14 protein-coding genes are annotated in these 13,420 nt (G+C 55.4%); 7 read left to right on the plus strand and 7 right to left on the minus strand.

Annotated features, from left to right (window positions below; translation table 11 throughout):
* Positions 1–57: 57 nt before the first annotated feature.
* The 4 genes from K0H63_RS18190 to K0H63_RS18205 form a co-directional block, all read right to left on the minus strand.
* The gene (locus K0H63_RS18190; RefSeq protein WP_220065895.1) at positions 58–1,035 is read right to left on the minus strand and encodes a serine/threonine protein kinase; all 978 of its coding nucleotides are present in this window, start codon (positions 1,033–1,035) and stop codon (positions 58–60) included.
* The gene (locus K0H63_RS18195) at positions 1,032–1,340 is read right to left on the minus strand and encodes a DUF3630 family protein (protein ID WP_220065896.1); all 309 of its coding nucleotides are present in this window, start codon (positions 1,338–1,340) and stop codon (positions 1,032–1,034) included. The genes K0H63_RS18190 and K0H63_RS18195 overlap by 4 nt, the downstream gene beginning before the upstream one ends.
* Positions 1,337–1,636 carry a hypothetical protein gene (locus K0H63_RS18200; protein WP_220065897.1) on the minus strand — a complete coding sequence of 100 codons (300 nt, stop codon included), beginning with the start codon at positions 1,634–1,636 and terminating at the stop codon, positions 1,337–1,339. The genes K0H63_RS18195 and K0H63_RS18200 overlap by 4 nt, the downstream gene beginning before the upstream one ends.
* Before the next feature lie 72 nt (positions 1,637–1,708).
* Complete coding sequence (locus K0H63_RS18205) at positions 1,709–2,425, minus strand: hypothetical protein (RefSeq protein WP_220065898.1); 717 nt, start codon at positions 2,423–2,425, stop codon at positions 1,709–1,711.
* A 265-nt stretch (positions 2,426–2,690) separates the two neighbouring features.
* On the opposite strand from K0H63_RS18205, the gene K0H63_RS18210 reads away from it, so the two are divergent.
* The 4 genes from K0H63_RS18210 (at position 2,691) to K0H63_RS18225 (ending at position 6,866) form a co-directional block, all read left to right on the plus strand.
* A complete protein-coding gene (locus K0H63_RS18210) occupies positions 2,691–3,080 on the plus strand; it encodes a nitrous oxide-stimulated promoter family protein (protein ID WP_220065899.1) in 390 nt (129 codons plus the stop codon).
* 80 nt (positions 3,081–3,160) lie between these two features.
* On the plus strand, positions 3,161–4,012 hold the full coding sequence (locus K0H63_RS18215) for a hypothetical protein (protein WP_220065900.1): 852 nt from the start codon (positions 3,161–3,163) through the stop codon (positions 4,010–4,012).
* A gap of 68 nt (positions 4,013–4,080) precedes the next feature.
* The gene (locus K0H63_RS18220) at positions 4,081–6,123 is read left to right on the plus strand and encodes a S9 family peptidase (protein ID WP_220065901.1); all 2,043 of its coding nucleotides are present in this window, start codon (positions 4,081–4,083) and stop codon (positions 6,121–6,123) included.
* 167 nt (positions 6,124–6,290) lie between these two features.
* Positions 6,291–6,866 (plus strand): YSC84-related protein, encoded by a 576-nt coding sequence (locus K0H63_RS18225; protein ID WP_220065902.1) that lies wholly within the window; start codon positions 6,291–6,293, stop codon positions 6,864–6,866.
* Positions 6,867–6,941: 75 nt separating this feature from the next.
* Here the strand turns inward: K0H63_RS18225 and K0H63_RS18230 are convergent, their stop codons facing one another.
* From K0H63_RS18230 to K0H63_RS18240, 3 genes are all read right to left on the minus strand, one after another.
* Entirely contained in the window at positions 6,942–7,496 is a 555-nt protein-coding gene (locus tag K0H63_RS18230) for a hypothetical protein (protein ID WP_258405726.1), read from the minus strand.
* Between the two features lie 82 nt (positions 7,497–7,578).
* A complete protein-coding gene (locus K0H63_RS18235; protein WP_220065904.1) occupies positions 7,579–8,628 on the minus strand; it encodes an acyltransferase family protein in 1,050 nt (349 codons plus the stop codon).
* Between the two features lie 181 nt (positions 8,629–8,809).
* Positions 8,810–9,157, minus strand: coding sequence for a YkvA family protein (locus tag K0H63_RS18240; RefSeq protein ID WP_220065905.1), 348 nt, complete (start codon positions 9,155–9,157; stop codon positions 8,810–8,812).
* A 418-nt stretch (positions 9,158–9,575) separates the two neighbouring features.
* Here K0H63_RS18240 and K0H63_RS20235 point away from each other — a divergent pair, with 418 nt between their 5' ends.
* From K0H63_RS20235 to potE, 3 genes are all read left to right on the plus strand, one after another.
* Positions 9,576–9,629, plus strand: coding sequence for a hypothetical protein (locus K0H63_RS20235; RefSeq protein ID WP_350355128.1), 54 nt, complete (start codon positions 9,576–9,578; stop codon positions 9,627–9,629).
* Between the two features lie 225 nt (positions 9,630–9,854).
* Entirely contained in the window at positions 9,855–12,017 is a 2,163-nt protein-coding gene (gene speF / locus K0H63_RS18250; RefSeq protein WP_220065906.1) for an ornithine decarboxylase SpeF, read from the plus strand.
* A gap of 60 nt (positions 12,018–12,077) precedes the next feature.
* Positions 12,078–13,394: a putrescine-ornithine antiporter gene (gene potE / locus K0H63_RS18255; RefSeq protein WP_220065907.1), complete on the plus strand. Its 1,317-nt coding sequence runs from the start codon at positions 12,078–12,080 to the stop codon at positions 13,392–13,394.
* Positions 13,395–13,420: the final 26 nt, after the last annotated feature.

Here is a 13,420-nt window from a genome sequence, read left to right on the forward strand (position 1 = left end):
AATACGCTTTTTGATGCCATCTCAAGCCCCTAGTTCAACTTTGTGTTACAAAACACGTCAAAAAGGCTGCAAACTCAGGGGTGGCTCGGCAATTTGCGCCACCTGGGCCTGCATGTCGCGAATTTGCCGCTGCCAATAGGCATCTTCGGCAAACCACGGAAAGTACATGGGAAAGGCCGGGTCGTCCCAGCGGCGACTGATCCAGGCCATATGGCTGAGCATACGCAAACCCCGCAGGGGTTCTATCAATGCCAGCTCTCTGGTGTCGAAATCACAAAATTCTTCATAGGCCCCCAACAGGGTATCCAGCTGCAGACGGCGCTCGTTGTCATCGCCTGCGAGCATCATCCACAGGTCCTGTACCGCCGGGCCGCTGCGGGCGTCGTCCAGATCAACAAAGCCCGGACCCTCTGGGGTCCAGAGAATATTGCCCGGGTGCAGATCGCCATGGAGGCGCAGGGTGTCTGTTTTTATCCAGGCCGATTCGATGGCACTCACCAGCGCCTGCCCCGCGGCGGCAAAGTCTGCCATCAGGGAGTGCGGCACGTGTGGTGAGGCCATAAGTACCTGCAAGGCATCATTGGCCATGGCCGATGACAGGGTTTCGCGCTCGCTGAAATGCCCGGCTTTACCCACCTGATGCAGGCGACCGATAAAATGGCCAACGGCCTCCAGTTGGTCAAGATTATCCATCTCGAACTGGCGCCCACCGATGGATGGGAATAGCGCAAACCGAAAGCCCTCAAAATGAAACAGGCTCTGGCCTTCTATCACAACAGGCGCAGCCAGGGGCACTTCGGCCTCCCCGAGCTCAAAGGCAAAGGCGTGCTCTTCCAGTATTTGCTTATCTGTCCAGCGCTCGGGGCGGTAAAACTTGGCCACATAACGATTGGCACGATCGCAGCGGAACTGATAGACACGGTTTTCGAAACTGTTCAGGGGCGTCAGGCCTGTCTCCGGGTAGATACCCACTGACTCAATAGCATCGAGTATGGTGTCCGGCGTCAGGGTCTGGAAATGAAAGGCGGGGCTCATGGCAGCTCCTCCCGAATCAAGGGCTTCAGCAGGCTGGCAAGAAATGCCAGCACCTCAAGATCCTCTTCGCGATCGCTGGCAAGCCAGGCCACATCGCCGTAGAACTCAAAGTTCAGCCACAGACGGCATCCTTCAAAGTCGAGCAGCCACTGATGACGGTCGGCGCCCCACTGGCGCTCCAGCACCCGGCAATCCAGCGCCGCGGCCAGGGGCTCGGCAAAGTCGTCAAAGCGGTCAAAGTCGATATCACCGCGAATGGCAAGGCTAACGGCCTCTTTGTCGAGGCGGATTTGATAGATGTTCATTGGCTCTCTTGCATCATTGGGGAGGATGTCGAAGGGGCGATAACCGTGCAGCTGAGCTGGCCCTGGGCGGCCTCACATTGCTGGCCACATTGGTAGTGGCCTTTGTCACCACCAAGGCGCACCAGTCCATCACCCTTGGCCTGACACTGCTCGAGCGTATGGTAGTGGCCGGCGACCTCGCTGAATTGCCAGGGCGCATCCGAGGGCTCAGCCCTGAAGGCCAACGTCCACTGGTCTGCCTGAGTACAGGCTCCAAGCAGGAGGACAACGAGGGGCACAAGTGCGGCGCGTATCAAGGGCATCTCCCAATAAAAAAGGCGGTGCCAAATGCACCGCCCGCTATTTTATCCTGCGCAAAGGCGCACTTACTAGCCTGCGGCTTTGTCGCGCGCCTTCTCGATGCGGCTGATGCGGCCTTCAAAGCCGGTCACAGTGCCATCGGACAGACCATGATCAACCGCCTGACGGCAAAGTTCGATGGCACCGTTAAAGTCGCCTTTATCATTGAGCAGAGTCGAGAGCTGCATAAAGCCAACGCCTTTTAACGGCTTGCCCATGCCCAACACCTTGATGGCGAGCTTGGCGTATTCGTCGGCCAGACCGGCGCCAAAGCTGAGATAGGCAGCCTCTTTGCGCTGTTTATAACACTCGTTGACCGCCACCAGCAGATGCTGATGTTTCTGCTCATCGGTGGTGGCGCTGTTTACCTCACCTATGGCACGGGCGAGGGTTTCATTGGCAAAGTCAGGCACGGCAATGCCCTTGGCAACGGGAGCAGGCGTTTCTATGACCGGCTCTGGCTCTGGCTCTGGCTCTGGCTCTGGCTCTGGCTCTGGCTCTGGCTCTGGCTCTGGCTCTGGCTCTGGCTCTGGCAGTGTGTTTTTCACAGCCTCGGCGGCAACCACAGGCTCGGCGGGCGTTTCGTCTGCTGGCTTGGCCGCTTCAACCTCTGCTGTAGATGTGTCGGATTGGCCGGGAGAGGTACGTGTTTTATGTACCTGATGCTCTTCGTTGGCCAAACGCTTGGCGCGCCTGTAGAGGAAGACCCCAGCCAGCACCAGCAGGAAGAGTACGACGTATTTCATGGTGTGTGTCCTGTTTCTCTTGGCAGCCGAGCCGCCATTCCCCAATGTCCGGCCCGCTTCAGGCGCCGGGAGCAGTGGTTATTATTAGAGCATTTCACCTGTTTAAATCAAGTATTTATGCACCTCTCATGGCATCGGGCATCAAAATTGCCACCGACGTCAAAAGACTCTTTTTGTGCGCATCTTCATGCTTTGGCGATCCGCTTTTGAGTTGGCCGGGCGCGGGGACTAAGATAAAACCAAGTAAATTGCTTGGGTATTTATCATGTCAGAGTCCTTCAGTTTGAGCGGCAATCTGGGACGGGAATTTGCCACCATTTGTGCCATGGTCGCCATCTATTGCCGGGACCATCATGGCTGCAAAACGCCCTGTGGCGAGTGTCAGGCCTTTATGGAATACGCCAAGACCCGGCTGGATCGCTGCCCCTACGGCCAGGAAAAACCCACCTGCAACAAGTGCCCCGTGCATTGCTACAAGCCCGAGCCCAGGGAGCTGGCGCGCCAAATCATGCGCTATGCGGGCCCCAGAATGTTACTGCCCCACCCCATCATGGCGATACGGCATCTGTTGCTGGAGCGTAAACCCGCCCCCGACAAGCCGCCCAAAAATCTTTCAAACCGTCATCTGCGTTTACAAAAAGCCACATCAGAATAAGGCAGGATTGCCACCCGTGTGCACATGGGCTAGAAGAGGACGTCGAAGAGTCGCTTTTTTAATCACACGAGTGCACACCCATGATGGAGTTTCTGGAGCAAACCTTTAAGTGGCTATCGCTGCTTGGTGCCCTCCATTGCCTGGGGCTGGGACTCTATCTGCGCTATCTCTATCGCTCAAACAGCGGTCATCACAGGTTGCTCGCCGGGATCTTTTCGCTGCTTTCCCTGACCTTCTTCAGCGGCCTGTTGACCCGCGACACAGTGTCGCTGCCCATGCCGCTCATTTATAGCCTGTTTATTCCAGGCTACTTTTTGTTGATGCCACTCCTGTACCAGTACTGCCGCCAGGCGCTCGATAAGCACAGCGGCCGCTTCTGGTATCACTATTTGCCCGCGCCGCTGATTGCCATTGGCGTAGCCATAGACCAGCTGCTGCGCCCGGGACTGATGGTCTCAAGCGGTACCGAAAAAGTCTCCCTCGCCGACTACAGTCCACTCGCCACCGTGTTAATCGTGCTGCTGTTTATCCAAACCTGCTTCTATTTCGTGCTGATTTTCAAATTATTACTCTCTCACTCCAGCCGTGGTGCCCGCGCCCACGAACACAGCCTGCAGGACATACGTTTTCGCTGGCTGATGACCCTGTGCCTGGCGCTGATGTTCAACTGGCTCATCAGAGTGGTGCTGACCCTGATCCCCATTTATTTCGGGGATGGCGTCACGTCCTTGATGCTGATGCTGCCAAGGATGATACTGCTGCTGAGCCTCTACCTGCTGGCGTTTTACGGCCTGCAGCAAATTACCCGCGCTGCCTACCTTCGCGGCCAATTGAGCCTGCCGCAAAAAGTCAGCCAGAAATCCAGCAGCCAATTGCTGAGTGCCGACGAGCTCAACTACCTGCAAACCTTGCTTCGCGAGGAAAAAAAGTAAGTTTTTCATGGTGATTTTATATTCAACCCGATAAGGTAAAGGCACTTTCAGCAATCGGGGGAAACCAGATGTCACCGCTTTACCCACGCCTGTTTTTAGCCAGTTTATTGGCTGCACCGGCCGCCATGGCCGCACCAAGCCACCAAATTACCCTGGATGACTTTTTCGACATTGCCAACATGGGCACAGTGAAACTGAGCCCCAATGGCAAGCATGCACTCTGGCTTGAAGGCCGTTGGAACAAAGAACTGGATAAGAGCCAGAATGACCTGTGGCAAATCGATATCAAGAGCCGCCAGCCAACACGCCTGACTTTCACCGACGAGAGCGAGTCCAGCCCCGTGTGGAGCCCGGACGGCCAGTTCATCTACTTTATCGGTAAGGAAAAACGTGACGACGCCAAGGCCCCATACAATGGTAAGGGCCAGGTGTTCCGTATTCCCGTATCCGGCGGCGAAGCCGTGCCCATGACCCGGGAAGCCGAAGGCGTGTCCGCCTTTGAGCTGGCTCCCAACGGTGGCAGCCTGTATTTTCTCACACACAAAGACACCAAGGACAAAGACCGCTGGGCCGGCATGCGCTCAAGCCATGGTGCGCCACAGTATGGTCACGGCAAGCGCGACACCAATCCGCTGTACAAGTTGGATCTGGTGAACTTCCGTCAGGAGCTCCTGCTGGACGATGACAAGGTGGTATGGGATTTCAGTGTCAGCCCCGATGGCAACCAAATAGCCCGCATCACTACCGACGACAATGAGCTCGTCTATCTCGAAGGCTGGTCGCAGGTCGAAGTGTTCGATACTGCCAAGAAGCAAAACCGGGTACTGGAAGACGGCGCCTGGCGTGAGAAGGCGGCATCGCCCTATGGCTGGCTCGAAGGACTGGCCTGGCATGGCGACAGCAAACGCCTGGCGTTTCGTATCGATTTTGACGGCCACCCCGGCCGCTTGTTTGTGGTCGATACCCTTGGCAAGGGCCAAATGGAGCTGAGCCGCAGCGGCAAGGTCACCCTCAATGGGGCCGATATCCAGTGGCGTCCGGGCAGCGATGAGATCTGTTACCGGGTAGCCGATGCCGCCAGAGTCAAATTGCAGTGTACCGAAATCGATGGCTTGCAGCAGGACGATACCCGTACCCTGATTGAGGGGGATACTGTGATTGGCAGCTACAGCTTTAACAGCCGTGGCAGCCAGGTGGCATTCAGTCACAATGGGTTGGATCATTTCACCGATCTGTTCGTGGCCGACGCCAACAGCAAGCGGGCCACGGCAAACCGCCTGACCGACATCAATCCACAGAGCGCCAACTGGCAGCTGCCGCAGATCAGCATCTATAAATGGCAGGCACCGGATGGCAGCGAAGTCGAAGGCATATTGGAGCTGCCCTACGGCTGGGATAAGTCCAGGGGCAAGCTGCCTTTGGTGGTGCAAATTCACGGCGGCCCCACTGCCGCCACGCCTTACTCGCTGCAACACCGCAGCTACGGCCGCGCCAGCTTCCCGGCTCAGGGCTGGGCGCTCTTGTCTCCAAACTACCGTGGCTCCACCGGCTACGGCGATAAATTCCTCACCGAGCTGGTTGGCCGTGAGCACGATATCGAAGTCAAAGACATACTCTCGGGCGTTGATAAGCTGATTGCCGATGGCATTGTCGATGGCGACAAGCTGGCGGTGATGGGCTGGTCCAATGGTGGCTACCTCACCAATGCGCTCATCAGCACCACCGACCGCTTCAAGGCGGCAAGCTCGGGCGCCGGGGTGTTCGACCAGCGTCTGCAGTGGATGCTGGAAGACACCCCGGGTCATGTGGTCAACTTTATGGAAGGCCTGCCCTGGGAAAAGCCCGATGCCTACACCCATGGCTCGTCACTGACCCACGCCAACAAAATCAAGACGCCGACCCTTATCCACATAGGTGAGAAGGATGCGCGGGTGCCGCTGGGCCATGCCCAGGGTCTGTACCGGGCACTGCACAACTATCTGGGCGTGCCGGTGGAACTGGTGGTCTATCCCGGCGAGGGCCATGGCCTGTCGAAGTATCAGCACCGCAAGGCCAAGATGGAGTGGGATCTTAAGTGGTTTAACTATTATGTGCTCGGCATAGAGCCCTGAACCCGGCTAACGCCCGGAGGGAAATTAATGGTGTTTTTCTGAACCCAGGCTGACACCAAAGCAGAAAAAGCGCCTTTCGAGGCGCTTTTTTACTGAATGCTATTCACTTTTTCTGCGCCATGCCTATGCTGGTGTCAGTCACCCCCTCACCCGAAAAGGAGAGAACCATGAAATCATTCAAGCATTTGCTGCTTGCTACTCTGATGCTGCTCGGTATCGGACAAGCCTTCGCCGCCGAGGATGACGCCAAATATCAGGATGCACTGGCCACCTTTAAGCAAGCCAGCGAAACCCACAAGTTTTTCAATAATGCCTACGGCTATGCCCTGTTCCCCACCATAGGCAAGGGTGGCATTGGCATAGGCGCCGCCTACGGCAAAGGCCGGGTCTATCGTCAGGGCGCCTATGTGGGCGACTCCAGCATGACCCAGGTTTCCATTGGCTTCCAGCTGGGTGGCCAGGCCTACAGCGAAATCATTTTCTTTAAAGACGAAAAGGCCTTTCGCGACTTTACCAGCGGCAGCTTTGAGTTCAGCGGTCAGGCGTCCGCCGTGGCCATTAACGTGGGCGCCAATGCCCAGGCAGGCACCACAGGTAACTCGGCCGGTGCAGGGCAGGCAGGCGGCGCACAGAATGCCACTGCGGCCTATATCAATGGCATGACTGTGTTTACCGCAGCCAAGGGCGGACTGATGTTTGAGGCCGCGCTGGCAGGGCAGTCGTTCACCTTCGAAGGCAAGTAGCAGGTAAAAGACAGCTGGCAAAAAGGCGACCCTTGGGTCGCCTTTTTCATTTAAATCCCGTGGGGCATGACCAGACTATTGATGGCCCCAGGGTGCATTGGGTGTGGCGACTGGCTGGGTTAAATCAAACTCCACCAGAAAATCACGATTCTCGCGGGTGAGGCGATAACTGAACACATCTCCGGTCAAGCCCAGATGCCAGACGTTGGTCACGGACTTGTCGAGCCCATTTTCTTTGAAGTTGGCGATGGAGAAGGCATCCACCGGAAAGGATTGCCACTCGCGGCTGCCTTCATCCCGGGTATCACCGCCGTATTGGGTGACCTTGTCTTCACTGCCATCCTGATGACGATGGTCGTGTTTGAGCCTGAGCCCGCTATCGGTTTTGCTGATAACCCAGGTGCGGGAGCTGTCGTTACCCACGTGGAATGGCACCTTGATTTGACTCTCGGAGCACTCACGCACGTGCATGACCAACCGCTGGTTGGCAAAAGCAGAATCGGACTCGTTCCCCTTGGTCACCTTGCCTTCGAATGCCTTGCCGCAAAGGGCGCCAAGCCTGTCAAAAAAGTCCGCTGCTGCCGGTTTATCCCCGGCGACCGCGCCGGTGCTGACGGTCAGTGACGCCATCAAAATCAGAGTCTTGTTCATGTAATTCACCCCAACCCAAAAGACAGCAGCCTAGCAAGTCAGAGTGAATTGAGTCTGAATCTTACCAGCCGATGTAACTGCGGGAGCGATCGCCGAGTTTTGCCTTGATGGCCCTGGCTGTGACCACACTGCCCACCAGCAGGAATACAAAAATTCCCATCGACAGGCCCAGACTGGTCCACATGTTGCCGGGGGCCAGTTTGAAGCGCAGCAATCCTGTGATGACACTAAACAGGATGGAAAACAGTGGGTGAATAAAGAAGATGGCAAAACTCATCTCGGCCAGGGCGTTGAGACTCTTTTGGGTGCGATCGGAGAGTGACCTTTGGGACAACCACAGGCACAGCCCAACAGCGAGGATCACCAGACTAAACTTTTGCACAAACTGCCAGTCTACTCCGCCCCAGCTCAGAGCCTCTTTGTGATAGTTGCCCACATGGCCCTGCACATAGGTTTGCATATACAGGCTTAAGAGGGTGCCCAGCAATGCCAGCCACAGCAGTGGCACGGCTCTTTCTTTGAGCCACTCTTCATGGGCCGAATACAAAATCCCCATCAGGTAGAAGGGGGTGAAATACACCACAGAATGGAGCACATTGATGTTGCCGATGGGACGATGGATAAGCAGGGCTATCACACAGCTCAGCGCCAGCAGGGTCCAGCGCGCGGCTCCGCTCATGCGGATATAGGCCGAAAACACCGGCGAGATGGCAAACACCGCCATAATAAAGGGAATGTACCAATGGGGATAAAGCACATAGCCATTACGCACTGTGTAATAGATGCCCTTGGCAACTTCAGACAGGGGTCTGTCGTACATCAGACTCCACTGGGTCGCGAGCATGGCAAGGCCCACCAGCGACACCCATAAAAATGGCAGCAACACGTTGCGCAGCTTGCTGACCATAAACTCTTTGTACACCATGCGCGGATGAAAAATCCGGTGATAAAAGTAGCCCGAGATAAACACGAACAAGGCGGTGCCACCCCGAACCAGATTTTCCAGCGGCAGGGGAAAACCGGCGCCCGAGTTGTAAATACTGTGCCCGGCCACAATCCACAAAATGGCGATGGCCCGCATATAGGTAAATTCAAGTTGTTGTTTTCGCATGGAACACACCTAGGAGTAGAAAGGTGCAGTGAACACGGAAGGAGCAAAAGCGTTCATTGATGATCTCGACAGGGCTACAGGGCGCAGCGTGGGCACAATATAGCCCCGGTTTGGTAAAACTGGAATAGGGTCAACAGAATATTTTTTGACCCGACGTGGGCAACAACTAAGTCCTTTACAATCATTCACTTGGTTTATTGTCAGCACCAAACCAAGCCTCCAGCTTTTCGGCCGCTCTGGCGCGGGTGCCATCGTCAATATAGACGGCCACCATGGTCAGTGCTGCGGCCAGAGCCCCCAGATCATCGGAGAAACCCATCAGAGGGGTGAGATCCGGAATGGCGTCCACCGGAGTAATAAAATAGCCCAGGGCGCCATAGATGATGGTTTTGGCCCAGGTGGGGGTCTCGGGGCGCTGGGCGGCATAATAAAGCCACAGTGCCTTTTCTATCACCTCTCGGCCCGCCTGCCTGGCAAAGTCCTTCACCTTTTGCCAAAAACCTGTGTCGCTGTACTGGGTGTCGTTCACGGCCAAGCCTCCCTTGCTGCGCCTTCATTCATGTCACTGTACGCCAAAAGCGCGCCTCTGTCAGCGAATCAAAATCAGCGCGCTGCGCGGTTATTCACTCCAGCCAAATAATCAGTCAGATAAATGCAAATAAATAAAATTTAAATGCATATTGTAGAATTAAAAAATAATAAATGAGTACGAATTGAATTAACCAAGAATAAATTAATAAATAAAATTACACAGATTACATGGAGTTACATTTAGTAAAAGACTTTGTTTTTTATGATTCACTTCAAATTATCTTTATTTCGACACGGATAAAATCACCTCGCCAAATGAGGCATTTTCTTTCAATGGTTTCTTGATGTTCGTAATGGAGTTGTATATGAGAAAGAAATCAAAGATCATGGCGCATATTCGCCGAACGAGGCATATTATGATGCCTGAGCAACGCGACTACTTCGACTATTCATTCTTCTTCCTGCTTTAATCCTGCCTTCGCCGGACGCCTTGGGCTATCTGTCGCCTGAGAGTCTATCGCACAACAATACAATTTATCTGCCAGCCTTGGACTGACTCTGTCAGGGGAATACTGCGCCTTTTAATTAATTCGCGGCCCTGATTTGTCAGCACCTGTTCGGCTGCCCGGAATTTACCATGTCGATTTAATAAATATTGGCAGGGGTCCGGCTAACCAAAATTAATCAGGTTAATTATGAATTCGTTAAAAATTGCCGCCAGTTTATCTGTTCGCGCCTGTTTTGATACCAAACGGGAAGTCGTCAACGTATTAACCACTGACTTTTGCGATGTGGGTGCCGCCGTTGTTTCTGTTACTGATGTAAATAACGGCATTGTCGACAAAATTAAAAATACCGGTTTGAATTTACCGATATTTGTCTCTGTGTGCTGTGAAGAAGCGTTCCCCGATGATTTCTGCGATACCATCACCGGGGTATTTGAACTGTGCAACGCCAAAACTGACTTTTATGGTAAACAGGTCGAAACCGCGGTGCGCCGTTATCAGGAATCCCTGCTGCCGCCCTTCTTCGGCACCCTGAAAAAGTACGTTGAAATGGGTAACTCCACCTTTGCCTGTCCGGGGCACCAGGGTGGTCAGTTCTTCCGTAAACACCCTGTTGGCCGTCAGTTCTTTGATTTCTTCGGTGAAACCGTGTTCCGCTCGGACATGTGCAATGCCGATGTAAAGCTCGGTGATCTCCTTATCCACGAAGGCGCCCCCCACGACGCCCAGGCCTATGCCGCCAAGGTGTATAACGCCGACAAAACCTACTTTGTATTGAACGGCACGTCCGCCTCAAACAAGGTGGTGTGTAACGCCCTGCTTGCCCCCGGCGATCTGGTGCTGTTTGACCGCAACAACCACAAATCCAACCACCACGGCGCCCTGATTCAGGCCGGTGCCACTCCTGTGTATCTGGAAACGGCCCGTAACCCCTTCGGCTTTATCGGCGGTATCGACTCTCACTGCTTTGATGAAGCCTACCTGCGGGACGAAATCGGTAAGGTCGCCCCTGAGCGGGTACAGGAGGCGCGCCCCTTCCGCCTCGCCATCATCCAGCTTGGCACCTATGACGGCACCATCTACAACGCCCGTCAGGTGGTGGACCGCATTGGCCACCTGTGTGACTACATCCTGTTTGACTCCGCCTGGGTGGGCTACGAGCAATTCATTCCCATGATGAAAGACTGCTCGCCACTGCTGTTGGAGCTCGGCCCCGACGATCCCGGCATTATCGTTACCCAGTCGGTACACAAGCAGCAGGCCGGGTTCTCACAAACTTCGCAAATCCACAAAAAAGACAGCCACATCAAGGGACAGGAACGCTACTGCAACCATAAACGCTTTAACAACGCCTTTATGATGCACGCCTCCACCAGCCCCTTCTATCCGCTGTTTGCGGCGCTGGATGTGAACGCCAAGATGCACGAAGGCGCCAGCGGCCGTTACCTGTGGCGTGAGGCGGTGAAGGCCGGTATCGAAGCCCGCAAGCTACTGCTGAAAAAGTGCAAGTACATCAAGCCCTTTATCCCCACCACAGTGGAAGGCGCGCCCTGGCAGACCTTTGATACCGAGCAGATGGCAGACGATCTGCGCTTCTTCGAGTTCGAACCTGGCCTTAAATGGCACGCGTTCGAGGGCTACGAGAAGGGCCAGTATTTTGTCGACCCCTGTAAGTTCCTGCTCACCACCCCCGGCATCAATGCCGAGACCGGCGAGTACGAAGACTTCGGCATCCCGGCCACCATCCTTGCCAACTTCCTGCGTGAAAACAACATCATCCCAGAGAAGTGCGACCTTAACTCCATCCTGTTCCTCATGACCCCCGCCGAGGACATGGCCAAGATGCAGCATCTGGTGACCCAGATTGCCCGCTTCGAAAAGCTGATTGACGAGGATGCGCCCTTAAGCGAAGTGCTGCCCAACGTCTATCGCGCCAACCGCGAGCGTTATGAGGGCTACAGCATCCGTCGCCTGTGTCAGGAAATGCACGACCTCTATGTCAGCCGCAACGTGAAGCAGCTGCAAAAAGAGATGTTCCGTGCGGCTTACTTCCCCAAGGCGGTAATGAATCCACAGGACGCCAATATCGCCTTTGTACGTGGCAAGGCCGAGCTGGTGCCGCTCAGTGAAATCGAAGGTCAAATCGCGGCCGAAGGCGCCCTGCCTTACCCACCCGGCGTGCTCTGTATGGTGCCGGGGGAAGTCTGGGGCGGCGCGGTGCAGCGCTACTTCCTGGCGCTGGAAGAAGGCATCAACCTGCTGCCGGGCTTTGCTCCGGAGCTTCAGGGCGTGTACCTGGAGCGCACCGATAACGGCCGGGTACAGGCCATGGGTTACGTGCTCAAGCATTGATAACGACGGGGCGGCCAAGGGACGCCGCCCCTTTAAACCATAACGAATCGAGACACTATTATGAGTAAATCAAACAACAAGATAGGTGTGGTTCAACTCACCATTCTCACCATAGTTAACATGATGGGCTCAGGCATCATCATGCTGCCGACCCAGCTGGCCCAGGTAGGTACCATTTCGGTATTGTCCTGGCTGGTCACGGCCGCGGGCTCCACGGCGCTGGCCTATGCCTTCGCCAAGTGCGGTATGTTCAGTAAAAAATCCGGCGGCATGGGCGGCTACGCCGAATACGCCTTCGGACGCAGCGGCAACTTTATGGCCAACTACACCTATGCGGTATCGCTGCTTATTGCCAACGTGGCCATTGCCATCTCGGCAGTGGGCTACGGCGCCGTACTCTTTGGCGTGGAACTGACCCCCATCGCCACCTGTCTGGCCACCATTGGTGTGCTCTGGCTCGCCACAGTCGCCAACTTCGGTGGCGCCCGTATCACGGGTCAGGTGTCCAGCATCACTGTGTGGGGCATCATTCTGCCGGTGATTGGCGTGTCCATCATAGGTTGGTTCTGGTTTGACTTTGACCTCTACAAGTCGGCCTGGAACCCCCATGACCTGCCATTCTTTGAAGCACTGGGCGGCTCCATCGCCATGACCCTGTGGGCCTTCCTGGGCCTGGAATCAGCCTGTGCCAACTCAGAAGCGGTTGAAAATCCAGAGAAGAACGTGCCCATCGCCGTCATGGGCGGCACCCTGGGCGCGGCGCTGATTTACATCATCTCCACCAACGTGATTGCCGGTATTGTGCCAAACGGTGAGCTGGCCCTGTCCAACGCGCCTTTCGGTCTGGCCTTTGCCCAAATGTTTAACCCCACTATCGGCGCCATCGTAATGGCCTGTGCCATCATCAGCTGCACCGGCTCGCTGCTGGGCTGGCAGTTCACCATAGCTCAGGTGTTCAAGGCCTCTGCCGACGAAGGCTTCTTCCCCAAAATCTTCTCCAAAGTCACCAAAACCGACGCGCCCGTGCTTGGCATGCTGGCCATCGTCTCTATCCAGTCGGTGCTCAGCCTGATGACCATCAGCCCCTCACTGAACAAGCAGTTTGAAGCCCTGGTGAACCTGGCGGTGGTGACCAACATCATCCCTTACATCCTGTCGATGGCGGCCCTCGGCGTAATGCAAAAGCAGATGAAGATCCCGGTCAGCAAGGCCCGTGTGGCCAACTGCATGGCGGTGATGGGCGCGCTTTACAGCTTCTATGCCCTGTACAGCTCAGGTGAAACCGCCGTGATGCTGGGCTCCATTGCCACCTTCTTTGGCTGGACCCTGTACGGCGTTATCTCCAAGAAAAACGAACTGCGCCTGCAACAGGCCTGAACACAACACACATAAGGCCTCGTCTC

The sequence above is a fragment of the Shewanella zhangzhouensis genome (genome assembly GCF_019457615.1).
GTDB lineage: Bacteria > Pseudomonadota > Gammaproteobacteria > Enterobacterales > Shewanellaceae > Shewanella > Shewanella zhangzhouensis.